20 protein-coding genes and 1 tRNA gene are annotated in these 21,405 nt (G+C 72.7%); 14 read left to right on the top strand and 7 right to left on the bottom strand.

Annotated features, from left to right (window positions below):
* Window positions 1-10 precede the first annotated feature (10 nt).
* The 4 genes from ACN27D_RS11575 (at window position 11) to ACN27D_RS11560 (ending at window position 7,010) form a co-directional block, all read left to right on the top strand.
* Window positions 11-1,678, top strand: a complete 1,668-nt coding sequence (locus ACN27D_RS11575) for a fumarate hydratase (protein WP_358174061.1) — start codon at window positions 11-13, stop codon at window positions 1,676-1,678.
* 248 nt (window positions 1,679-1,926) lie between these two features.
* Entirely contained in the window at window positions 1,927-4,902 is a 2,976-nt protein-coding gene (locus tag ACN27D_RS11570) for a BTAD domain-containing putative transcriptional regulator (protein WP_421499095.1), read from the top strand.
* A gap of 53 nt (window positions 4,903-4,955) precedes the next feature.
* A complete protein-coding gene (locus ACN27D_RS11565) occupies window positions 4,956-6,356 on the top strand; it encodes a class II fumarate hydratase (RefSeq protein ID WP_421499094.1) in 1,401 nt (466 codons plus the stop codon).
* A gap of 54 nt (window positions 6,357-6,410) precedes the next feature.
* The gene (locus ACN27D_RS11560) at window positions 6,411-7,010 is read left to right on the top strand and encodes a GNAT family N-acetyltransferase (protein ID WP_421499093.1); all 600 of its coding nucleotides are present in this window, start codon (window positions 6,411-6,413) and stop codon (window positions 7,008-7,010) included.
* Here the strand turns inward: ACN27D_RS11560 and ACN27D_RS11555 are convergent.
* Window positions 6,974-7,519 carry a CGNR zinc finger domain-containing protein gene (locus ACN27D_RS11555; RefSeq protein ID WP_421499092.1) on the bottom strand — a complete coding sequence of 182 codons (546 nt, stop codon included), beginning with the start codon at window positions 7,517-7,519 and terminating at the stop codon, window positions 6,974-6,976. The genes ACN27D_RS11560 and ACN27D_RS11555 overlap by 37 nt on opposite strands.
* Before the next feature lie 66 nt (window positions 7,520-7,585).
* Here ACN27D_RS11555 and ACN27D_RS11550 point away from each other — a divergent pair, with 66 nt between their 5' ends.
* From ACN27D_RS11550 to ACN27D_RS11540, 3 genes are all read left to right on the top strand, one after another.
* A complete protein-coding gene (locus ACN27D_RS11550; RefSeq protein ID WP_421501130.1) occupies window positions 7,586-8,548 on the top strand; it encodes an EamA family transporter in 963 nt (320 codons plus the stop codon).
* The gene (locus tag ACN27D_RS11545; RefSeq protein WP_421499091.1) at window positions 8,545-9,243 is read left to right on the top strand and encodes an HAD family hydrolase; all 699 of its coding nucleotides are present in this window, start codon (window positions 8,545-8,547) and stop codon (window positions 9,241-9,243) included. Before ACN27D_RS11550 ends, ACN27D_RS11545 begins: the two co-directional genes overlap by 4 nt.
* 88 nt (window positions 9,244-9,331) lie before the next feature.
* Window positions 9,332-11,020: a S8 family serine peptidase gene (locus tag ACN27D_RS11540; RefSeq protein ID WP_162959292.1), complete on the top strand. Its 1,689-nt coding sequence runs from the start codon at window positions 9,332-9,334 to the stop codon at window positions 11,018-11,020.
* A gap of 68 nt (window positions 11,021-11,088) precedes the next feature.
* Here the strand turns inward: ACN27D_RS11540 and ACN27D_RS11535 are convergent, their stop codons facing one another.
* Both ACN27D_RS11535 and ACN27D_RS11530 read right to left on the bottom strand, forming a co-directional pair.
* A complete protein-coding gene (locus ACN27D_RS11535; RefSeq protein ID WP_421499090.1) occupies window positions 11,089-12,261 on the bottom strand; it encodes a hypothetical protein in 1,173 nt (390 codons plus the stop codon).
* Window positions 12,262-12,537: 276 nt separating this feature from the next.
* Complete coding sequence (locus tag ACN27D_RS11530; protein ID WP_350815376.1) at window positions 12,538-13,185, bottom strand: IclR family transcriptional regulator; 648 nt, start codon at window positions 13,183-13,185, stop codon at window positions 12,538-12,540.
* Between the two features lie 63 nt (window positions 13,186-13,248).
* Here ACN27D_RS11530 and cysS point away from each other — a divergent pair, with 63 nt between their 5' ends.
* Complete coding sequence (gene cysS / locus ACN27D_RS11525; protein ID WP_358174082.1) at window positions 13,249-14,664, top strand: cysteine--tRNA ligase; 1,416 nt, start codon at window positions 13,249-13,251, stop codon at window positions 14,662-14,664.
* On the top strand, window positions 14,664-15,785 hold the full coding sequence (rlmB, locus tag ACN27D_RS11520) for a 23S rRNA (guanosine(2251)-2'-O)-methyltransferase RlmB (protein ID WP_421499089.1): 1,122 nt from the start codon (window positions 14,664-14,666) through the stop codon (window positions 15,783-15,785). Before cysS ends, rlmB begins: the two co-directional genes overlap by 1 nt.
* A 60-nt stretch (window positions 15,786-15,845) precedes the next feature.
* Here the strand turns inward: rlmB and ACN27D_RS11515 are convergent, their stop codons facing one another.
* A complete protein-coding gene (locus tag ACN27D_RS11515; protein ID WP_358174085.1) occupies window positions 15,846-16,937 on the bottom strand; it encodes an ABC transporter ATP-binding protein in 1,092 nt (363 codons plus the stop codon).
* A gap of 365 nt (window positions 16,938-17,302) precedes the next feature.
* On the opposite strand from ACN27D_RS11515, the gene ACN27D_RS11510 reads away from it, so the two are divergent.
* Window positions 17,303-17,379 (top strand) — tRNA-Thr (locus ACN27D_RS11510).
* An 84-nt stretch (window positions 17,380-17,463) separates the two neighbouring features.
* Here the strand turns inward: ACN27D_RS11510 and ACN27D_RS11505 are convergent.
* Window positions 17,464-17,850, bottom strand: coding sequence for a VOC family protein (locus tag ACN27D_RS11505; protein ID WP_358174088.1), 387 nt, complete (start codon window positions 17,848-17,850; stop codon window positions 17,464-17,466).
* A 214-nt stretch (window positions 17,851-18,064) separates the two neighbouring features.
* On the opposite strand from ACN27D_RS11505, the gene ACN27D_RS11500 reads away from it, so the two are divergent.
* The 4 genes from ACN27D_RS11500 to ACN27D_RS11485 are packed head-to-tail and all read left to right on the top strand — an operon-like array spanning window position 18,065 to window position 20,139.
* Window positions 18,065-18,565: a GNAT family N-acetyltransferase gene (locus tag ACN27D_RS11500; RefSeq protein WP_421499088.1), complete on the top strand. Its 501-nt coding sequence runs from the start codon at window positions 18,065-18,067 to the stop codon at window positions 18,563-18,565.
* Window positions 18,566-18,603: 38 nt separating this feature from the next.
* Window positions 18,604-19,023: a helix-turn-helix domain-containing protein gene (locus ACN27D_RS11495; RefSeq protein ID WP_121683867.1), complete on the top strand. Its 420-nt coding sequence runs from the start codon at window positions 18,604-18,606 to the stop codon at window positions 19,021-19,023.
* A 35-nt stretch (window positions 19,024-19,058) separates the two neighbouring features.
* Window positions 19,059-19,478, top strand: a complete 420-nt coding sequence (locus ACN27D_RS11490; protein ID WP_030502816.1) for a VOC family protein — start codon at window positions 19,059-19,061, stop codon at window positions 19,476-19,478.
* 49 nt (window positions 19,479-19,527) lie between these two features.
* On the top strand, window positions 19,528-20,139 hold the full coding sequence (locus tag ACN27D_RS11485) for a histidine phosphatase family protein (protein WP_421499087.1): 612 nt from the start codon (window positions 19,528-19,530) through the stop codon (window positions 20,137-20,139).
* Between the two features lie 7 nt (window positions 20,140-20,146).
* On the opposite strand, the gene ACN27D_RS11480 is transcribed toward ACN27D_RS11485, so the two are convergent.
* Together ACN27D_RS11480 and ACN27D_RS11475 are read right to left on the bottom strand one after the other, a co-directional pair.
* Window positions 20,147-20,803: a type 1 glutamine amidotransferase domain-containing protein gene (locus ACN27D_RS11480; RefSeq protein ID WP_233585556.1), complete on the bottom strand. Its 657-nt coding sequence runs from the start codon at window positions 20,801-20,803 to the stop codon at window positions 20,147-20,149.
* A 76-nt stretch (window positions 20,804-20,879) separates the two neighbouring features.
* Window positions 20,880-21,332, bottom strand: coding sequence for a hypothetical protein (locus ACN27D_RS11475; RefSeq protein ID WP_120572849.1), 453 nt, complete (start codon window positions 21,330-21,332; stop codon window positions 20,880-20,882).
* Between the last annotated feature and the right edge of the window lie 73 nt (window positions 21,333-21,405).

Here is a 21,405-nt window from a genome sequence, read left to right as displayed (position 1 = left end):
CTTTTCGGTCATGAGCAGTGCCGCCGCCTTCTCGTACGCACCCCTGCTGCCGACCGGTCCCGACCAGACCGAATACCGCCTGGTCACCGACGAGGGCGTGGACGTCGTCAACGGCCCCGGAGGCCGCCGGTTCCTCACCGTGGATCCGGGCGCGCTGACCGCGCTGACGGCCGAGGCGATGCACGACATCGCCCACTTCCTGCGCCCGGCCCACCTGGCGCAGCTCCGGTCGATCATCGACGACCCGGCGGCCTCGCCGAACGACCGCTTCGTCGCGCTCGACCTGCTGCGCAACGCCAACATCGCGGCCGGCGGCGTGCTGCCGATGTGCCAGGACACCGGCACCGCGATCGTGATGGGCAAGCGCGGCCGGCACGTGCTCACCGACGGCACCGACGCCGAGGCGATCTCGCGCGGCGTCTACCAGGCGTACACCCGGCTCAACCTGCGCTACTCCCAGCTCGCCCCGCTGACCATGTGGGACGAGCGGAACACCGGCAGCAACCTGCCCGCCCAGGTGGAGCTGTACGCCGAGGACCCGGACGGCCACGCCGACGCGTACAAGTTCCTGTTCATGGCCAAGGGCGGCGGCTCGGCCAACAAGTCCTACCTCTACCAGGAGACCAAGGCGCTGCTGAACCCCACGCGGATGATGCAGTTCCTGGAGGAGAAGCTGCGGCTCATCGGCACCGCGGCCTGCCCGCCCTACCACCTGGCGATCGTCATCGGCGGCACCTCCGCCGAGTACGCGCTCAAGACCGCGAAGTACGCCTCCGCGAAGTACCTCGACGCGCTGCCCACCGAGGGCTCGATGAGCGCGCACGGCTTCCGTGACCTGGAGCTGGAGGCCGAGGTGCTGGAGCTGACCCGCAACTTCGGCATCGGCGCGCAGTTCGGTGGGCGCTACTTCTGCCACGACGTACGGGTGGTCCGGCTGCCCCGGCACGGCGCCTCCTGCCCGGTGGCGATCGCGGTCTCCTGCTCGGCCGACCGGCAGGCGGTGGCGAAGATCACCCCGTCGGGCGTCTGGCTGGAGCGACTCGAAACCGACCCGGCGCGGTTCCTGCCCGACGTGACCGACGAGACGCTGGAGGCCGAGGAGGTCGTCCGGGTCGACCTGAACCGACCGATGGACGAGATCCGGGCCGAGCTGTCGAAGTACCCGGTGAAGACCCGGCTGTCCCTGACCGGCCCGCTCGTCGTCGCCCGGGACATCGCACACGCGAAGATCGCCGAGCGGCTGGACGCGGGCGAGCCGATGCCGCAGTACCTGCGTGACCACGCGGTCTACTACGCCGGCCCGGCGAAGACCCCCGAGGGCTACGCCTCCGGCTCGTTCGGTCCCACCACCGCCGGCCGGATGGACGCGTACGTGGAGAAGTTCCAGGCGGCCGGCGGCTCGATGGTGATGCTGGCCAAGGGCAACCGGTCCGCCCAGGTCACCCGCTCCTGCCAGGCGCACGGCGGCTTCTACCTCGGCTCGATCGGCGGCCCGGCCGCCCGCCTGGCGCAGGACTGCATCAAGCATGTCGAGGTGCTCGAATACGCCGAGCTGGGCATGGAGGCGGTCTGGAAGATCGAGGTGGAGGACTTCCCCGCCTTCATCGTCGTCGACGACAAGGGCAACGACTTCTTCGCCGAGGTCACCAAGCCGGTGCTCACCGTCGGCCGGCGCTGACGTCAGACGTACGCGAGGGGCGTCCGGGAATGTCCGGGCGCCCCTCGGTGTGTCCGTCGTGCATCGACATCGGTGCGCCTGTCCGGCCGAGTGGCCGGGCAGGCGCACCGCCCCCGTCGGATGCCGTCACCGACAACCCGTGTCGAGTCTGGGTGCCGTCGCTATCGGATCGCTATCGCCTCGTCGCGCCGCTCGGTGACCGCCGGGCTACGCTGCTGGAAGTTGCATGGCGGCAGGCGGGGGCGCGGATGCGATTCGGGATCTTGGGGCCCTTGCGGGTCGGTGGCGGCGAAGCCACCGTCACCGCGGGCCGGGATCGCACCGTGCTCGCCATGCTGTTGCTGCGCCCCGGCCGCGTGGTGCCGGTGGAGGATCTGGTCGACGCCGTCTGGGAGGACCGTCCCCCGGCGACCGCGCGGACCCAGCTCCAGATCTGCGTGTCGAGACTGCGGCAGCGGTTCGCTGCGCTCGGGCTGCCGGCCGACACGATCGTCACCGACCCGGCGGGCTACGGCATCCGGATCGAGCCGGACGACCTCGACGCCGACATGTTCGCCCGTGCCGTGGAGACGGCCCGCGCCGAGGCGGCGGCCGGTCGGCCCTCCGAGGCCCGCCGCCACTACCGCGCCGCCCTGGCGCTGTGGCGCGGTCCGGCGCTCGCCGGCATCCCGGCCCGGCTGGTGCGGCTGCGGGCCCAGGCGCTCGACGAGCAACGGCTCGCGGTGCTGGAGGACTGCGTCGACGTCGAGCTGCGGCTGAGCCGGGGGACCGAACTGGTCGACGAGCTCACCGAGGCGGTCGAGAACAACCCGCTGCGGGAACGGCTGCGGGGGCAGCTGATGCTGGCCCTCGCGGCGGTCGGCCGGCAGGCGGACGCACTGGCCGTCTACCGGGACGGCCGCCGGATCTACGCCGAGGAACTGGGCATCGAGCCCGGCACGGCGTTGCAGGAACTGCACCAGCGCGTACTGGCCGGTGACGAGGCGGCCGGTCCGCGCCCCGCGGCGCCCGTACGCACGCTGCCCCGGGCCATCCGGGACTTCACCGGTCGTCAGCAGACCATGGCGCGGCTGGTCAAGGACATCGTCGAGGAGGGGACGCGGCTGTACCTGATCGACGGCATGGCCGGCAGCGGCAAGACCACCCTCGCCGTCCAGGTCGCGACCGCGTTGCGCGAGCGGTTCCCCGACGCGGAACTCTTCATCGACCTGCACGGCTACAGCGAGCGCAGCCCACTGACCCCCGCGGCGGCCGCGGCCACCCTGCTGCGACAGCTCGGTGTGCCCGCCGAGCGGGTGCCGGTCGACGCGGAGGACCGGCTGGCGATGTGGCGCTCCGAGCTGGCCGACCGGCGGGCCGTGGTGGTGCTCGACAACGCGGCGAGCGCCGCCCAGGCCGCGGCGCTGCTGCCCAGCGGTCCGGACAACCTCGTGCTGGTGACCAGCCGTCGCCGGCTGGCCGGCCTCGACGAGGGGCGTCCACACTCGCTGCCCGTCCTGGACCCGGACGAGGCCGTCGAACTGCTCGGCCGGATCGTCGGCGCCGACCGGGTCGGCGCCGAGCCGGCGGCCGCCGCCGAGGTGGCCCGGCGGTGCGGTCACCTGCCGCTCGCCATCCGGCTGGCCGGTTCCCGGCTCGCGCACCGCCCGCACTGGCGGGTCGCCGACCTGGCGCGGCGGCTGGCCGAGGCGCAGGACTCACTGGCCGAGCTGGCGGTCGGCGAACGCTCCGTCGGGCACGCCTTCACGCTCTCGTACGCGCAGGTCTCGGCGCCGGCCCGGCGGCTGTTCCGGCTGCTCGGGCTCCACCCCGGCGTACGGTTCGACAACCGGGTGGCGGCGGCGCTCGCCGACGTGCCACTGCCGGAGGCGCAGGACCTGCTGGACGAGCTGGTGGACGTGCACCTGGCCGAGGAGACCTCGCCGGGCCGGTACCGCCTCCACGACCTGCTCCGGGAGTACGCCCGCCGGTTGCTGGCCGAGACCGAGCGTCCGGCCGAGCGCCGGACGGCGGTGGCCCACCTGCTCGACCATCACCTTCAGGCGGCGGTCGGCCTGGCGATCGTCGCCGAGACGAAGCAGGGCGCGCTGAGCCAGGTCGCCTTCCCGCCGCCGCGGCGTCCCGACCTGCTGCCGGTCCAGGACAGGCCGGGTCAGTCCTGGTTCGACGAGAACCGGGCGGCTCTCGTCGGGCTGGTGCACCTGGCCGAGTCGGAGGGTCTCCCGGCGTACTGCTGGCAGCTGACCCGGGCGTGCTGGTGGTCCAATTTCGTCGGTGGCCACCTCGACGAACTGGTCGAGACGCATGAGGTGGCGCTGCGCGCCGCCACCGGGTCGGGGGACGAGGAAGCAGTAGCCATCACCATGAACTACCTCGCCTCGGCGAAGTTCCGGCTGGGGGACTTTCCGGAGGCGATCCGGTTCCTGGAGGCGGGCGTCGACAGGTACCGCCGGCTCGGTCTGCGCCGGGAGCAGGTCCAGGCGCTCTGCAACCTCGCCGCGGTGTGTTTCGGGACCGACGACGCGGAGCGCTGCATCGGGTACGTCGACGAGGCGCTGCGGATCAGCCGCTACCCGGACGACGCGGCGACCATCTCCAGCCTGTTCAGCATGTTGTCGATCGCCGAGCTGTTCCGTGGCCGGTACGACCTGGCCCTCGAAGCGGCCCGCCGGCACGTCCTCCTGGCGCGGGTGGCGGGGGACCCGCGGCACACCTCGAACGCGCTCGGCCACCTCGGCATGATCCGGCACCGCATGGGCCACACCGGGCCGGCCCGCCGGTTGCTCCGGGCGGCGCTGCGCCTGAAGCGGAGCACCGCGAACCGGTTCGGGGAGGGGGAGGTCCTCAACGAGATCGGCATGATGGAGCGTGAGGCGGGCCGCCCGGCCGAGGCCGCCGACCGGCACCGGGCCGCTCTGCTCGCGATGACCGACGCGGGGGACCGGATCGGGCAGTGCGCCTCCCGTAACCTCCTGGCCCGCGCCCTGCACGATCTGGGCGACGTCGACGCCGCGATCGACCTGCACCGCCGGGTGCTGGACGACGCCACGCGGCTGAGCCTGCGCTACGAGCAGGCCCGGGCCCTGGACGGCCTGGCCCGGTGCCTGCGGCACACCGACCCCGACCAGGCCCGCCGGTACGCCGGGCGGGCGCTGGCGCTGTTCCGCCAGGTCGAGTCGCCGGACCGGCGGGAAACCGAGAGGCTGCTCGCCGAGCTGGGCTGAGGGCCACGCCACTTTCCCTGCACACCGCCCGGATGCGCGGCAGGATGGAACGCGTGACGACTCCAGAGGCGACCGGCTACCGGATCGAACGCGACTCGATGGGCGAGGTGGAGGTGCCCGCCGAGGCACTGTGGCGGGCGCAGACCCAGCGCGCGGTGCAGAACTTCCCGATCTCCGGGCGCGGGCTGGAACCGGCCCAGATCAAGGCCCTGGCGCAGATCAAGGGGGCGGCGGCCCTGGTCAACGGTGAGCTCGGGGTGATCGACGCGGACGTGGCGCAGGCGATCGCCACCGCCGCCGCGCACGTGGCCGAGGGCGGCTACGACGACCAGTTCCCGGTGGACGTGTTCCAGACCGGCTCCGGCACGTCGTCCAACATGAACACCAACGAGGTGATCGCGACGTTGGCCGGCCGGGAGATGGGCCGCGACGTGCACCCGAACGACCACGTCAACGCGTCACAGTCCAGCAACGACGTGTTCCCCACCTCGATCCACCTGGCCGCCACCCAGTTCGTGGTGGAGGATCTGATCCCGTCGCTGAAGCAGCTCGCGGGCGCCCTGGAGGAGAAGGCGGCCGAGTTCGAGACGGTGGTCAAGGCGGGGCGTACCCACCTGATGGACGCCACGCCGGTCACGCTCGGGCAGGAGTTCGGCGGCTACGCCGCGCAGGTGCGTTACGGCGTCGAGCGGCTGGAGTCGGTGCTGCCCCGGCTGGCCGAGCTGCCGCTGGGCGGCACCGCTGTGGGCACCGGCATCAACACGCCGCTGGGCTTCGCCGACCGGGTGATCGGCAAGTTGCGGGAGTCGACCGGCCTGCCGCTGACCGAGGCACGCAACCACTTCGAGGCGCAGGGCGCCCGGGACGCGCTGGTGGAGACGTCCGGGCAGCTCCGTACCGTCGCGGTCGGTCTCTACAAGATCGCCAACGACGTGCGCTGGATGGGCTCCGGCCCGCGTGCCGGGCTGCGTGAGCTGCGCATCCCCGACCTCCAGCCGGGGTCGTCGATCATGCCGGGCAAGGTGAACCCGGTGGTGGCCGAGGCGATGCGGCAGGTCTGCGCCCAGGTGATCGGCAACGACGCGGCGGTGGCGTTCGCCGGGTCGCAGGGCGACTTCGAGCTGAACGTGATGCTTCCGGTGATGGGCCGCAACCTGCTGGAGTCGATCAAGCTGATCGCCGCGTCCAGCCGGCTGTTCGCCGAGCGGCTGGTGGCCGGCCTGGTCGCGGACGCCGAGGTCTGCCTGGCGTACGCGGAGGGCTCGCCGTCGATCGTCACCCCGCTCAACCGCCACCTCGGGTACGACGAGGCCGCCTCGATCGCCAAGGAGGCGCTGGCCAGGCAGGTGTCCATCCGCGAGGTGGTGATCTCCCGGGGCCACGTCGACTCGGGCAAGCTCACCGAGACCCAGCTGGACGAGGCGCTGGACCTGCTCCGGATGACCCACCCCTGAGCCGGCACCGGTAATTGCCTCGACCCGTCACGCTGGGCGCGGCATGATCCGACCGTGCGTGACGACGGCGGTGTGTTGCTGGAGACCGCGCGGCTGACGCTGCGCCGGTTCACGATGGACGACGTGGACCGGCTGGTGGCGCTGGACGCCGACCCGGAGGTCATGCGCTTCCTGACCGGCGGCGCGCCGACCCCGGCCGCGACGTACCGGGACGAGGTGCTGCCCCGGGTGCTCGCGCAGTACGCCCTGCACCCCGGCCTCGGCCGCTGGGCGACGCTCGACCGGTTCACCGGCGAGTTCCTCGGCTGGCACTCGCTCGACCCGTCCGACGACGGTGCCGAGGCGGAGCTGGGCTACCGGCTGCGCCGCGCCACCTGGGGGCACGGGCTGGCGACCGAGGGCGCGCGGGCGCTGGTGCGGCACGCGTTCGACACTGTCGGCGTCCGCCGGGTGTGGGCCCAGACGATGGCGGTCAACGACCGCTCCCGCGCGGTGATGGCCCGCGCCGGGTTGCGCTACGTCCGCACGTTCCACCTGGCCTTCGACGACCCGATCCCGGGTACGGAGCACGGCGAGGTGGAGTACGAACTGCGCCGCGACGCCTGGCCCGCGACGCGTCAGGAGTGGGACGCGGCGGCCCTGCGGGCCCGGTAGGCGCTCACCGCGGCGCGGTTGCCGCATCCGGCGTCGCAGAACCGGCGGGACCGGTTCCGGGACAGGTCGACCAGCACGTTGTCGCAGTCGGGGTGGTCGCAGTGCCGCAGCCGGCTCAGCTCGCCCATCCGGACCAGGTCGGCCATCGCCATCGCGGCCTCGACCGCCATCCGGGTCGCCAGCGGCGCGTCCCGCGGCACGGCGTGCAGGTGGTACGGCTCGTCGTCGTGCCGGACGAGCTGCGGCAGCGCGTGCGACTCGCGCAGCAGCGCGTTGACGATCGTCACCACCTCGTCGGTGTCGCCGTACCAGATGCGGCGCAGCCGCGGCCGCAGCGCGCGGACCTGGCGCAGTTCGGCGTCGGTGTGCTCGTGCCGGCCGCTCCACCCGTGGGCGGTGAAGAAGGCGTCCAGAGCGGCCACGTCGGGCAGCCCGTCCGGGTCGCCGACGGTGTTCACCAGCGCGGCGGCGGCGACCAGCGCGCATTCGGTGTCATGGGCGAAAAGCAACTTGACTCCTGTCGGAGGCTGCGCCTAGCGTCATCAGCATAACCGCCCTTGACTCATGACCAGGAGATGCCGATGCGTGAACGGTCCGGCGTCGGGCTCGGCCTGGCACTGCTCTCCGCGATCACATTCGCGACCTCGGGCACCTTCGCCCGTCCGCTGATCACCGGCGAGTGGTCGGCTGTCGCCGTGGTGATCGCCCGGGTGGGCATCGCCGCGCTGGTGCTCGCCGTCCCCGCCGTACTGGCGCTGCGTGGCAGGTGGACCGTGCTGCGTCGCAACGCGGGAAGCGTGGTGCTGTTCGGGCTGCTCGGCGTGGCCACGGCGCAGGCGTGCTTCTTCAACGCGGTCCGCTATCTCCCGGTCGGCGTGGCGCTCCTGCTGGAATACCTCGGCATCGTGCTCGTGGTCGGGTGGATGTGGCTGGTCCACGGGCAGCGCCCCCGGCTGCTCACTGTGGCCGGTTCGGTCATCGCCCTGTGCGGGCTGGTGCTCGTCCTCGACCTCACCGGCGCCGGACGGCTCGACCCGGTGGGCGTGCTCTGGGGCCTCGGCGCGGGTGTGGGCCTGGCCGGATACTTCGTCATCGCCGGCCGGATCGACGCGGGCCTGCCTTCGGTGGTGATGGCCAGTGGAGGCATGGCCGTCGGCGCGCTGGCGCTGCTGCTGCTCGGCGGCCTCGGAGCGCTGCCGCTCGCCGCAGGCACCGCCGACGTCACCTTCGGCGGGCACCGGGTGAGCTGGCTGGTGCCGATCGCCGGGCTGTCGCTGATCGCCGCCGTGGTCGCGTACCTGGCCGGTGTCGCCGGCACCCGGCTGCTCGGGGCGCGGCTGTCCTCCTTCGTGGGGCTGACCGAGGTGATGTTCGCGGTGCTGATCGCCTGGCTGGTGCTCGACGAACTGCCCAGCCTGATCCAGCTGGCCGGCGGCGTGCTCATCCTCGGCGGCGTCGCCCTGGTCCGGGCGGACGAACTGCGGGGCACACCGTCGGCGTCCGTGCCGGCCGAGCCGGTGCTGGCCGGCGACCGATGAGCCGCCCGCGCGCCGCAGTCGTCTTCGACGCCGACGAGACACTCGTCGACCTGCGCCCGGCGGTCACCGGCGCGCTCGTCGCCGTACTCGACGAGATGCGGCGGCGGACCCCGGCGGCGGCCGGAGTGGTGCTCGCGGACCTGGAGGGCGACTGGGGTGCGGTCTTCGGCGCGCTCAGCGCCGCCCCGGTGCAGGAGATCCGGCGGGCCGCACTGACCCGTTCGCTGGCCCGGGCCGGGCTGGAGGCGGACCTGGACGAGTTCGCGGCGTTGTTCTTCGCCCGCCGGTACGCGCTGAGCCGCCCCTTCCCGGACGTGCTGCCCGCGCTGGCGGCGCTGCGCCCGCACCACGTGCTGGGCTTCGCCACGAACGGCAACAGCCGCGCCGAACGCTGCGGCCTCGCCGGGCAGTTCGCCTTCGAGCTGTACGCGCACGAGGGCGGCCTGCCCAAGAAACCGGCGCCGGAGTTCTATGCGGCGGTGGTGGCGGCGACCGGGCTGCCCGCCGCGCGCATCGTGCACGTGGGTGACTCGCCGGAGCACGACGTGGTCGCCGCCCAGCGGGCCGGACTGCGCGCGGTCTGGCTCAACCGGGCCGGGCTGCCCCGCCCGCGGGGCCTCGAACCGGACGCCGAGGTGTCCACCCTCGCCGGACTGTCCACGGTGCTCACCACCTTGACGAACGCGAATGCCTAGTTGCCGCCGATAACGGACGTCGATCTGGCGGAACCCGCTCCCGTGATGTGGGATGACACCACGTCCCTCAACGAGAGGATCTGATGTGGTGAGCAAGCGCTTCACCGCCGGCGCGGTCGCGGCTGCGGCCTCGCTGGCACTCACGGTGACCGGCCTGAGCATCCCGGCGAACGCTGCGCCGTCGGAGTTCCGGACCTTCACCGTGCTGGCCGAGAGCGGTGTCTCCGGCGACGCGGCGGTCGCCGCGATCACCGCCGCCGGTGGCAAGGTCGTCGCCCGCACCGACGACGTCGGCCTGTTCCAGGTCACCAGCGACCGGGCGGACTTCGCCAGCCGGGCCACCGCGGCCGGCGCGCTGGTCGGCGCCGCCGAGGAGAAGGCGATCGGCCGCAAGCCGAAGCTGGACCGGGTCGAGCAGGAGCACCTGCTGGCCGCCGCGGCGACCAAGGGCAAGGCCGCCAGGAACAACGGCAAGAAGATGGACCCGCTGGACGACAAGCTCTGGGGTCTGGACATGATCCGGGCCGACAAGGCCCGCAAGATCGAGCCGGGCGACCGCCGGGTCACGGTCGGCGTCCTGGACACCGGCGTCGACGCCAGCCAGCCCGACCTGGCGCCGAACTTCAACTGGGCGCTGTCGCGCAACTTCGCCCCGGACATCCCCGAGGTCGACGGCCCGTGCGAGGTGGCGAGCTGCCTCGACCCGGTCGGCACCGACGACGGCGGGCACGGCACGCACGTGGCCGGCACCATCGGCGCCGCCGCGAACGGCTTCGGCCTCTCCGGCGTGGCCCCGAACGTCTCCCTGGTCGAGCTGAAGGGTGGCCAGGACAGCGGCTACTTCTTCCTCAACCCGGTGGTGAACGCCCTGGTGCACGCGGGCCGCTCCGGGCTGGACGTGGTCAACATGTCCTTCTACGTCGACCCGTGGCTCTACAACTGCACCGCCAACCCGGCCGACTCGCCGGAGGCGCAGGCCGAGCAGCGTACCGTCATCGAGGCGATGAAGCGGGCGCTGAACTTCGCCCACCGCAAGGGCGTCACGCTCGTCGGCTCGCTCGGCAACAACCACGAGGACCTCGGCGCGCCGCGCACCGACGTGAGCAGCCCGGACTACGGCGCGGACCCGTACCCGCGGCCGATCGACAACGCGACCTGCTGGGACCTGCCGGTCGAGGGGCCGCACGTGATCGGCGTGTCGGCGGTCGGCCCGTCCGGCAAGAAGTCGGACTACTCGAACTACGGCACCGAGCAGATCTCGGTGGCGGCGCCGGGTGGCTGGTTCCGGGACGGCTTCGGCACCGACACGTACCGCACCGACGCCAACATGATCCTCTCCACGTACCCGAAGAAGGTGCTCCAGGAGGAGGGGTCGGTCGACGAGAACGGCGACATCGTCGCCGGCTTCGAGAACTCGGTGTTCAAGCAGTGCACCGCCAAGGGTGAGTGTGGTTACTACACCTACCTCCAGGGCACCTCGATGGCGTCCCCGCACGTCTCGGGCGTGGCGGCGCTGATCGTCAGCAAGCACGGCAAGAAGGAGGGCCGCAACGGCTACGGCATGGCGCCGAACCTGGTCGAGCAGCACCTCTACCGGACGGCGGCCGAGCACGCCTGCCCGGAGCCGCGGCTGCAGAGCTACACCAACGAGGGCCGGGACGCCGAGTTCGACGCGTACTGCGCGGGCTCGCTGAACTTCAACGGCTTCTACGGCTACGGCATCGTCGACGCCTACGCCGCCGTGAAGACCCCGGTCAAGCCGAACGTGCGACCGTAACGACTGTTTCCCCGAGGTGGCGGTGTCCGGAGTTCCCGGACGCCGCCACCTCGGCGTTCCGGCCCGTGTCACGGCCGCCATCCCCGGGCCACCAGTGCGGCGCGGATCTCCCGGACCAGGACGGGGAACTCCTTGCGCAGACGGCGGCCGGTCACGTGCAGCACCAGCCAGCCGGCCGCGACGAGCTGGTTGAGCCGCCGCCGGTCGAGATGCATCCGGTCCGCGTCGGAGTGCCACTGACCGTCGTACTCGACGGCGACCCGGAACTCCGGCCAGGCCAGGTCGGGGTGCAGGATCAGGCCGGTCGGCACCCGCACCGGATATTGGGCCACCGGACGGGGCAGGCCGGCGAGGACGAGACGGACCCGCAGGTGGGACTCGGGCGGGGACTGGGCCAGCCCGTCGGTCAGGCCGAACACCCACGCCGCCCGCCGACCGCCGGGGCGACAGGCGTTCCGGGCGGCCTCGCTCGCCAGTGCCGACCGGTTCACCGAACCGGTACGCAGCAGCCCGTCGACGATGCCGACCGCCTCCACCGGATCGGCCCAGACCGCCGTCTCCCAGGCACAGGCGGCCGGCTCGGTGCGGGGCGGAGGCCCGGCCAGGATCATCACCGCGCCGGGGGACGACTCTGCGAACGGGTTCGATGCGGCGGCTGCGTCCTGCGGGTCGGCCGGGCCGGGCGGTCCGGGCCGGCTGCGGGAGTCGGCCGGATTCGGTGACCTGGTCCGGCCCGGTGTGCCCGGACGGTGGTCCGCCGACGGCGGCGCCGCGCCGGTCGACCTGGCGCCTGCGGGTGGGCTCGCGCCGACGGGCGACCTCGTGCCGACGGGTCGGCTCGTTCGCGCGGGTGCGGCGCTGCCCACGGGGACCAGGAGGCCGCTGCGGGTGCTCGACATCGGGGCGTGGTGCACCCGGACCCCCGGCTGGGAGTCGGCCCGGACCGTGGCCGGCAGCAGGACGTGCACGTCGTCGGTGAAGTCGGCGGCGTGCTCGACCCCGTGCAGGTAGGCGGCCGACGGACCGGCGATCGCCGCGCCGGGTGGCATGCGTAGCAGCGCCGCGCGGCAGGCCAGCGCGTGGTCGCGGTCGAGCCGCGCGTCGGCGTAGACGTCCTGCCGGAGCCGGATCCAGGACGAGCCGCGCAGGTGATGCCGGGACAACAGCCCGCGCCGGATCGCTTCCGAGCCCCGGAAGACCTGCCAGGCCAACTCCGGTGGTCGATGAGGATGAGGTGGCATGTGACGAGCGTGGCGGCGTGCGGGTCGAGATCGGTACCCCTGTGGACAGCCGCAGCCGCGCCGCCCACCGCACCCTGTGGACAACCCCCACCCGGCCCTGTCCATGTGCTAAGGCCCTCGACCTGTGCATGATCCACTCCACCTCGGGGAGGTGGCGGCATCCGGCCGCCTTGATACAGCCGTTCCGGCGAGCTGGCGTGAGGGTGTGTGGAGGAGGGCGGTTCGGAGTGCGCTGATGCAGCCACTTCGCCGAGCTGGCGTGAGGGCATGCGGGGGTCAGGAGAGCGCGGCGGCGACCGCCTCGGCGGCGGCGGTGACCCGGGCGCCGACGTCGGCCACGTCGAGCGGGGTCAGCGACACCACCCCGACGCTGCCCTCCAGGCCCGGTACGCCGAGCACCGGCGCGGCCACCCCGTACGCGCCTGATTGAAGCTCGCCGCTGGTGCTCACCGGCCCCGGATCGCCGGCCCGCCCGGCCAGCACCGCCCGGCCGGCGGCGCCCCGCTCCAGCGGATGCCGGGTGCCGGTCCGGTACGCCACGTGGAAGGACGTCCAGCTCGGCTCGACCACCGCGAGCGCGACCCCCTCACCGCCCTCGACCACTGTCAGGTGGGCGGTCGCCCCGGTGCCCTCGGCGAGCCGGCGCAGCGCGGGCAGCGCCCCCTCGGCCAGCAGCGGCTGGGCACGGCGGGCCAGGTGCAGCACGCCCACGCCGATCCGCAGGCGGCCCTCGCCGTCGCGCCGGAGCATCCCGTGGCCGGTCAGCGCGCCGACCAGCCGGTAGACGGCCGCCCGGCCGATGCCCAGCCGGTGCGCCGCCTCGGTGACCGTCAGCCCGCCCGGCGCGTCCGCGACCAGGTGCAGCAGCCGCAGACCCCGGTCCAGGGTCTGTGCCGTCTCTCCCGTGCGCGCCGCCGTGTCCACAGCACGCAGCGTACGACCCGGCTCCGGCCAACCCGGAAATGTGCGGACGGCTACCCTTGTGAGGTGACGCTACGCCTGTATGACACCGCCACCCGATCGGTGCGGGACTTCGTCCCGCGGGAAGCCGGCAAGGTGGGGGTCTACCTGTGTGGTCTCACGCTCCAGGCCCCGCCGCACATCGGCCACCTTCGCTCCGGCGTCAACTACGACGTGCTGCGCCGTTGGCTGGTGAGCAAGGGCTTCGAGGTCACGTTCATCCGCAACCTGACCGACATCGACGACAAGGTCCTGGCCAAGGCGATGGAGCAGGACCGGCCGTTCTGGTCGATCGCGTACGCGAACGAGCAGATCCTCACCGCCTCCTACCGGGCGCTCAACGTGCTCCCGCCGACGTACGAGCCGCGGGCCACCGGGCACATCCCGGAGATGCACGAGCTGATCGCCCGGTTGATCGAGACCGGCCACGCCTACCCGGCCACCGACGGCTCCGGCGACGTCTACTTCGACGTGGCCTCCTGGCCCGCGTACGGTTCGCTGTCCGGCCAGTCCCCGGCGGACATGCAGCCCGCCGGCGACGCCCCCGACCGCGGCAAGCGTGACCCCCGTGACTTCGCGCTCTGGAAGGGCGCCAAGCCGGGCGAGCCGGCCGACGCCTACTGGCCGTCGCCGTGGGGCCGCGGCCGGCCCGGCTGGCACATCGAGTGCTCGGCCATGTGCTGGCGCTACCTGGGCCCCGAGTTCGACATCCACGGCGGCGGGCTCGACCTGACGTTCCCGCACCACGAGAACGAGATCGCCCAGTCGCAGGCCGCCGACCTGCCGTTCGCCCGCTACTGGGTGCACCACGGCCTGCTCGGCATCGGCGGCACGAAGATGGGCAAGTCGCTCGGCAACACGCTCGACCTCGACTACGTGGCCTCGCTCGGGGTCCGCCCGGTGGAGCTGCGCTACTACTACGTGGCCGCGCACTACCGGTCCCGCATCGACTACTCCGAGGACGCGTTGCGCGAGGCCGCCGTGGCGTACCGGCGGATCGAGGGCTTCGTGCAGCGGGCGACCGAGCGGATCGGCCCGGGCCGGCCCGGCGACCTGCCGGCCGGTTTCGTGGCCGCGATGGACGACGACCTCAACACGTCGGCGGCGCTGGCGGCGCTGCACGAGGTGGTCCGGGACGGCAACACCGCGCTCACCGCCGGCGACGATGTGACCGTCCGCACGACGCTGGCCGCCACCCGGGCCATGCTGGATATCCTCGGCGTCGACCCCCTGGACCCGGCCTGGACCGGCGGCGGCCGCACGGACGACCTGCGCGGCGTGGTGGACTCCCTGATCGCGCTGGCCCTGGAGCAGCGCGCGCAGGCCCGCGGCCGCAAGGACTGGGCTGCCGCCGACGCCGTACGCGACCAGCTCAAGCAGGCAGGCGTGGTCGTCGAGGACACCCCCCAGGGCCCGCGTTGGACTATTGGAGAGCAGGACTGATGGCCGGCAACTCGCAGCGCCGTGGCCGGCGACTGACGCCGAAGGCGGGTGCCCCCAAGGGCACCGGTGGCAAGAACAAGGACTCGCTCGCCGGGCGGGGCCGCACGTTGCCCGCCGACGAGCGGCCGTGGCACAAGGCGTACTCGGGCACGGAGAAGCTGCCCCAGCGCACCGCCTGGAAGCAGGACAAGGAGCGCCGCGCCGCCGCCGAGGAGGGCCGCGCGCCCAAGATCGGTCAGCCCGGCACCAAGGACACCACCTGGGGCAAGGGCGGTGGCCGAGGCACGCCCACGACCAAGGGCCGGGGCGGCAAGCCGACCGGCGGGCGGGGCGGTCCCCGGGTCGCGCCGGGCCGCAAGGCCAACCCGGCGAAGGACAGCCCGGAACTGCTGGTCGGGCGCAACCCGGTGCTGGAGTCGTTGCGCACCCAGGTGCCCGCGACCGCGCTCTACACCGCGCAGGGCATCGACATCGACGACCGGGTCAAGGAGATCGTCCGCACCGCCGCCGATCGCGGCATCGCGATCCTGGAGGTCAGCCGCGCCGAGCTGGACCGGATGACCGGCGGCGTGCTGCACCAGGGCGTCGGCCTCCAGGTGCCGCCGTTCGCCTACGAGCCGTTCGACGACCTGGTCGCCGCCGCGCTGGAGCAGGCCGCCCCGCTGCTCGTCGCGCTGGACGGCGTCACCGACCCGCGCAACCTCGGCGCGGTCATCCGGTCGGCTGCCGCGTTCGGCGCGCAGGGTGTCTTCGTACCCGAACGGCGTGCCGCCGGGATCACCGCGACCGCCTGGCGGACCAGCGCCGGCGCGGCCGCGCGTGTGCCCGTCGCCCAGGTCACCAACCTGACCCGGTCGCTCAAGGCCTGCAAGGACGCCGGCTTCGTCGTGGTCGGCCTCGACGCCGACGGGCAGACCGACCTGTACGACCTGGAGGCCGCCGTCGGCCCGCTCGTCGTGGTGGTCGGCTCGGAGGGGCGCGGGCTGTCCCGCCTGGTGGGGGAGACCTGCGACCTGACCGTCAGCATCCCGATGGTCTCCGACGTGGAGTCGCTCAACGCCAGCGTCGCCGCCGCGGTCACGCTGGCCGAGGTCGCCCGCCGCCGGTCCGTCGAGGTCTGATCGAGAGTACGAAGAAGGGGCGGTCCGCCGTGGCGGGCCGCCCCTTCTCGCGTACGTACGTCAGATCCGCTGGCCGGTGGTGGCGTGGAAGACGTGGCTGCGGCCGGTACGCGGCTTGACGAACACGGTGTCACCCATGTTCGGCATGCTGCGCCGGTCGGTGCGGACCACGAACCGCTCGTTGTGGCCCTCCAGCGCGGCGTGGCCGTAGACGTTGGCGTCCGAGCCGAGGTCCTCGACCAGCTCGACCACGACCGGCATGCCGCCCTCGGACGGGCTGACCAGGTCGCAGTCCTCCGGACGGAAGCCGACGGTGACCTTGCCGTCGCCGCCCTCGGAGCGGGCCGCCTCGACCTGCTCGCGGGTCAGCGGCACGATCATCTCGGCGAACGCGCCGCCCTGGTCGGTCAGCTTCACCGTCTTGATGTTCATGGCCGGGGAGCCCATGAAGCCGGCGACGAAGACGTTGGCCGGGGTGTCGTAGAGCGCCCGCGGGGTGTCCACCTGCTGGAGCACGCCGTCGAGCATGACCGCCACCCGGTGACCCATCGTCATGGCCTCGACCTGGTCGTGGGTGACGTAGACAGTGGTGACGCCCAGCTTCGCCTGCAGCGAGGCGATCTGGGTACGGGTCTGGACGCGCAGCTTGGCGTCGAGGTTCGACAGCGGCTCGTCCATGAGGAAGACCTGCGGCTCGCGGACGATCGCGCGGCCCATGGCGACACGCTGGCGCTGACCGCCGGAGAGCGCCTTCGGCTTGCGGCTGAGGAACTCCTCCAGCTGGAGCAGCCCGGCCGCCTCCTTGACCCGCCGGTCGATCTCCGACTTCGAGGTCTTGCGCAGCTTGAGCGCGAACGCCATGTTCTCGTACACCGTCATGTGCGGGTAGAGGGCGTAGTTCTGGAAAACCATCGCGATGTCGCGAGCCTTCGGGGGGAGGTGCGTGACGTCGCGGTCGTCGATGTAGATCGCGCCGTCGTCGACGTCCTCCAGGCCGGCGAGCATCCGGAGGCTGGTGGACTTGCCGCAGCCGGACGGGCCGACCAGGACGAGGAACTCCCCGTCACCGATCTGGAGGTCGAGCTGGTTGACGGCGGGGCGCTCGGTGCCCGGATAGATCCGGGACGCCTTCGAGTAGGTGACCGTAGCCATGATGGAGCGCTTCCTTTCACCGGCAGGAACGTGCCGGACGATCCGAGTGAAGGAGCGACCGGTGCCCAAGGCACCGGCCAACGGGGTCGTCGCTCAGGCAGCCGAGGCCGGCCGGAGTGTCGTCCGCGTCACTGCACGGTAAACGGCTTTCGCGATCGTGCCAAGACGTGGCGCGTCGGATGGGACGGACGGCATACGCATAACGGTCAGGAAGGCACTGCGAGGCATCAATCTCCCGGCCCGTGAGCGTTGCCGGGCGATGATCCATCGGCCGCACCGGTCGGGATGCCGACGTTTTCCGTGCTCGGGAGCCCTGCGAGGCGGGATTTCCAGGGCTCAGTCGCTATGCTGAGCCCGACGCACGCGCCCCTGTAGCTCAGCTGGCCAGAGCACTCGCCTTGTAAGCGAGATGTCGCCGGTTCGATCCCGGCCGGGGGCTCCATTTTCAAAAGGCGTTCCGCGGGCGATGTCGCCACGGGACGCCGGGCTCCGTCAGCAGCGACACGACGGTGTGCCGCACGAGCGGTCAGGCAGGCCCACGGCTGTCGGCACCTGCGGGCTCCCAGAGCTGGACCACGTTGCCCTCCGGGTCTCGCAGGCTCGCGAACCTGCCGTTCGGATACTCCTCGGGGTCCACCTCGACGTCGATACCCGCATCACGTAGTTGGTCGACCATCGCGTCCAGGTCCGCGACCCGGAAGTTGAGCGACCAGGAGTGCTCGGGGCCGCCGAAGTGTTCGGAGTCCGCCGGCATGGCCGCCAGGACGGTAGGTCCGGGCTGCTGCCACCAGGAAGACACGTCGTAGGACTCCGGTGCCAGGTCGACCCCGAGGTGCGTGGCGTACCAGTGGTTGATCCGGTCCGGGTCGTGTGCCCGGAAGAAGACGCCGCCGATGCCCGTCACGCGTTCCACGATGTCTTCTCCCCGCTAGGCGCTGTCCGTGCCCTCGTTGACGTGGCTGAGCCCTGCCGGCTTCACGTTAGAGAGGACGCCGGGATCTGACGAGCAGCCGGGCCGGAGAGCGGGCACCGGGCTTGGGCCGCCGGCGGGTGTGCAGGTCCGGCCACCGACTCGCCGTCGCCGGATATCGATTGTCCGCTCGGGGTGCCTGCGGAACCCTCTTCGCATGATCGAGACACGCGTCCTCGGCGAGGACGACTGGAAGGTGTGGCGGGAGCTGCGGCTCGCCGCGCTCGCCGAGGCCGGGTACGCCTTCGGCGCCCGGCTGGCGGACTGGCAGGGCGACGGCGACCGCGAGGAACGCTGGCGCGGGCGGCTGGCCGTCCCCGGGTCGTACAACGTCGTGGTGCTGCTCGACGGGCAACCGGTCGGGATGGCGAGCGGGATGCCGACCGAGTACGACGGGGTCGTCGAGCTGATCTCGATGTACGTGGCACCCGGGGGACGCGGCCGGGGCGTGGGCGACCACCTCGTCCGGGCGGTCGAGCAGTGGGCCCGGCTGGTGAGCGCGCGGACGCTGCGGCTCGCCGTGGCGGAGGGCAACCCGAACGCGTGGGCCCTCTACCTGCGCACCGGCTTCCGGGACACGGGCGAGGTCGGCGGCCTGATGCCCGACGGCGTACGCCGCGAGCACATCATGACCAAGAGCCTCGTGGACGAGCCGTAGGCGGTCGAGGCGCGGACCGCGCAGTAGGCTGACCAGCGATGAGTCGCGCGGTCGAGGAGTCCAACCGGGCGATGCTGCGTGCCCGGGACGCGATGGACCGGGCGTACGCGCAGCCGCTGGACATCCCCGCGCTGGCCCGGATCGCGCACGTCTCGGAGGCGCACTTCATCCGTACCTTCCGGGCCACCTTCGGCGAGACACCGCACCGCTACCTGCAACGCCGCCGGGTGGAACGCGCCATGTACCTGCTGGTGCGCACCGACGAACCGGTCACCGAGATCTGCCACCTGGTGGGCTTCGGCAGTCTGGGCACGTTCAGCCGGACGTTCCACGGCATCGTCGGTGAGTCGCCGTCGGCCTACCGGCGCCGCAAGGCCGCACCGGCCGACGTCCCGAGCTGTTTCACCAAGGCCTGGATGCGCCCGAGCGCCACCGCGGGACTGCGCACTTTTGGATAAGCAGCAGGTCGGGACGCTGCTCTAGCGTCGTGGGCATGACGATGACTTCGACTTCCCGCTCCCAGATCTACGTGCTCGACCAGGACGAGGCGCTCGACTTCTACGTGGGCAAGCTCGGCCTGGAGGTCAGCACCGACCAGGACCTCGGCTTCATGCGCTGGCTCACGGTGAACGTGCCGGGCGACCCGGGCCGGGAGATCCTGCTGGAGAAGCCGGGCCCGCCGGCGCTGGACCCGAAGACGGCCGAGCAGGTCCGGGAGCTGCTCACCAAGGGCGCTGCGGGCGGTTTCCTGTTCTTCACCACCGACGACGCGCACAAGACGTACGCGGATCTGGTCGCGAAGGGCGTCGAGGTGACCGACGAGCCGACCGACCGGCCGTACGGGATCGACTTCGGCATCCGCGACCCGTTCGGCAACCGCATCCGGATCGGCCAGATGCACCAGGGCCGGTGAACCGCGCGGCGGCGGGCTAGTCTCGCGGTCCCCGACCGTGGAGGTGCCGATGCCCAGCCGCCTGCTCTACCTGGTCCGTCACGGCGAGCAGGACCGGCCGGAGGAGGAGGCGGACACCGGCCTGTCGGAGCGGGGCCGGCGGCAGGCGACGCTGCTGGGCGAGCGGCTGCGCGGGGCCGGGCTCACCGCCGTACACCATGGGCCGGCCCGCCGGGCCGCGGAGACCGCCGCGCTGGTCGCGGCGTCGCTGCCGGGTGTTCCGGTACGCGAGGACGACCGGGCCGGTGACCACGTGCCGCACGACACCGATCCGGCCGACCTGCCGGAGTCGTACGCGGCGTTCCTGGCCGGCTTCACCGAGCGGGAGCGGCGCGACGGGCCGCGCGTGACAGCGGAGGCGGTGGCCCGGTTCGCCGCCGCCCCCGCGGAGGGTGACGTACGCGAGCTGGTCGTCACCCACAACTTCCTGGTCGCCTGGCTGGTGCTGAACGCGCTGGAGGCGCCGCCGCACCGGTGGATCGGGCTCAACCAGCAGAACTGCGGGCTCACCGTGATCCGCTACAGCTCGGGCGGCCCGCCGACGCTCGTCGCGCTCAACGACGTCGCCCACCTGCCGCCCGAGCTGCGGGCCACCGGTCTGCCCGACGACTACCGGTTCTGACCGGCGCTCAGGGGATCAGCTTCACCACGGCGTCGGCGACGGCGCGGGCGGACTGCGGGTTCTGGCCGGTGACCAGGCGCCCGTCGACGACCACGTGCTCGGTGAAGTCAGGCGCCGGCACGTGCTGCGCGCCCGCCTCGGTGAGCTTGTCGGCGAGCAGGAACGGCACCTCGTCGGTGAGGCCGACGGCCGCCTCCTCGCTGTTGGTGAACCCGGCCACCCGCTTGCCGGCGATCAGCCGGGAGCCGTCGGTGAGGGTGAGGTTCACCAGCGCCGACGGGCCGTGGCAGACGGCGGCCACCACGCCGCCGCGCTCGTAGACCGAGCGGGCGATCCGGGCCAGGTCGGGGTCGTCGGGGAAGTCCCACATGGTGCCGTGGCCGCCGGCGAAGAGGATCACGTCGTACCGCTCCGGGTCGACGTCGGCGGCCTTCGGGGTGTCGGTGACGCCGGCGGTGGCGAGGAAGTCGTTCTGGGTGGTGTCGTTCTCGTCCCGCCCGTCGACGGGCGGTTCGCCGCCGGCCACCGACGCCAGGTCGACGTCGTACCCGGCGGCGCGGAACACCTCCCACGGCTCGGCGGCCTCGCCGACGTAGTAGCCGGTCGAGCGGCCGGTACGGCCCAGCTCGGAGTGACTGGTCAGGGCGATGAGTGCGCGAGTCATGCCTTCCATGCTGGCCCGGTCGCCGGTCCGCCGGCCATAGGCCGATGTCACAGCGACAGCGGGTTTGAGAGCCGGGTCAGCCGGTGGCGCGGGTGAGCAGCTCGACCACCTCGGCGGTGACGGCCGGCGGCCGGGCGGCGGGCCCGCAGTCCACGTACCCGCTCTCGGCGGGGCCGACGGTGAGCCGGTAGGTGAACCCGTCGGCGCAGTTGTCCGGGCCCTTGGTCTCGGTGGCCTCGGTGGCCAGCCGGGGGTCGGTCGCGAGCTGTCGCAGCCGGGCGAGGTCCGTCTCGGCGAGCCGGCCCTCCTGGGAGGCGCCGGTCCGGTCGGTCCTCGTCCAGTGGCCGTCCGGCCGCACGGTGACGGTGTCCTTCACCCCGGCGATGCCGCCCGACTTCTCGAGCACGACCTCGGTGGCGGGCAGCGGCGAGGGCCCGTCCGTGATGACGGGTGGCGCGTCGGCGCGGGCGCAGCCGGCGAGCGGGAGGAGAAGGGCGGCGACGGCCGCCGCGGCGGAGGCAGCTCTCATACCGGTTCGGACGCGCGACGGGACCACCCGGTTCCGGCCCACCGGTCCTCCTCATCCGTTCGGTCAATGTCTC

Origin of the sequence: Micromonospora sp. WMMD1274 (assembly GCF_049179035.1) — a bacterium.
Taxonomy (GTDB): Bacteria; Actinomycetota; Actinomycetes; order Mycobacteriales; family Micromonosporaceae; genus Micromonospora; species Micromonospora tulbaghiae.
Note: the sequence above shows the minus strand (reverse complement) of the source record. Positions and strands in the feature narration are given on the sequence as shown.

What these genes read in the sequence shown, in the direction of transcription:
- ACN27D_RS11575 (WP_358174061.1), top strand. Translation starts at nt 11, where the DNA reads ATGAGCAGTGCCGCCGCCTTCTCGTACGCACCCCTGCTGCCGACCGGT.
- ACN27D_RS11570 (WP_421499095.1), top strand. Translation starts at nt 1,927, where the DNA reads ATGCGATTCGGGATCTTGGGGCCCTTGCGGGTCGGTGGCGGCGAAGCC.
- ACN27D_RS11550 (WP_421501130.1), top strand. Translation starts at nt 7,586, where the DNA reads ATGCCGATGCGTGAACGGTCCGGCGTCGGGCTCGGCCTGGCACTGCTC.
- ACN27D_RS11545 (WP_421499091.1), top strand. Translation starts at nt 8,545, where the DNA reads ATGAGCCGCCCGCGCGCCGCAGTCGTCTTCGACGCCGACGAGACACTC.
- ACN27D_RS11535 (WP_421499090.1), bottom strand. Translation starts at nt 12,261, where the DNA reads ATGCCACCTCATCCTCATCGACCACCGGAGTTGGCCTGGCAGGTCTTC.
- rlmB (WP_421499089.1), top strand. Translation starts at nt 14,664, where the DNA reads ATGGCCGGCAACTCGCAGCGCCGTGGCCGGCGACTGACGCCGAAGGCG.
- ACN27D_RS11515 (WP_358174085.1), bottom strand. Translation starts at nt 16,937, where the DNA reads ATGGCTACGGTCACCTACTCGAAGGCGTCCCGGATCTATCCGGGCACC.
- ACN27D_RS11500 (WP_421499088.1), top strand. Translation starts at nt 18,065, where the DNA reads ATGATCGAGACACGCGTCCTCGGCGAGGACGACTGGAAGGTGTGGCGG.
- ACN27D_RS11495 (WP_121683867.1), top strand. Translation starts at nt 18,604, where the DNA reads ATGAGTCGCGCGGTCGAGGAGTCCAACCGGGCGATGCTGCGTGCCCGG.
- ACN27D_RS11490 (WP_030502816.1), top strand. Translation starts at nt 19,059, where the DNA reads ATGACGATGACTTCGACTTCCCGCTCCCAGATCTACGTGCTCGACCAG.
- ACN27D_RS11485 (WP_421499087.1), top strand. Translation starts at nt 19,528, where the DNA reads ATGCCCAGCCGCCTGCTCTACCTGGTCCGTCACGGCGAGCAGGACCGG.
- ACN27D_RS11480 (WP_233585556.1), bottom strand. Translation starts at nt 20,803, where the DNA reads ATGACTCGCGCACTCATCGCCCTGACCAGTCACTCCGAGCTGGGCCGT.
- ACN27D_RS11475 (WP_120572849.1), bottom strand. Translation starts at nt 21,332, where the DNA reads ATGAGAGCTGCCTCCGCCGCGGCGGCCGTCGCCGCCCTTCTCCTCCCG.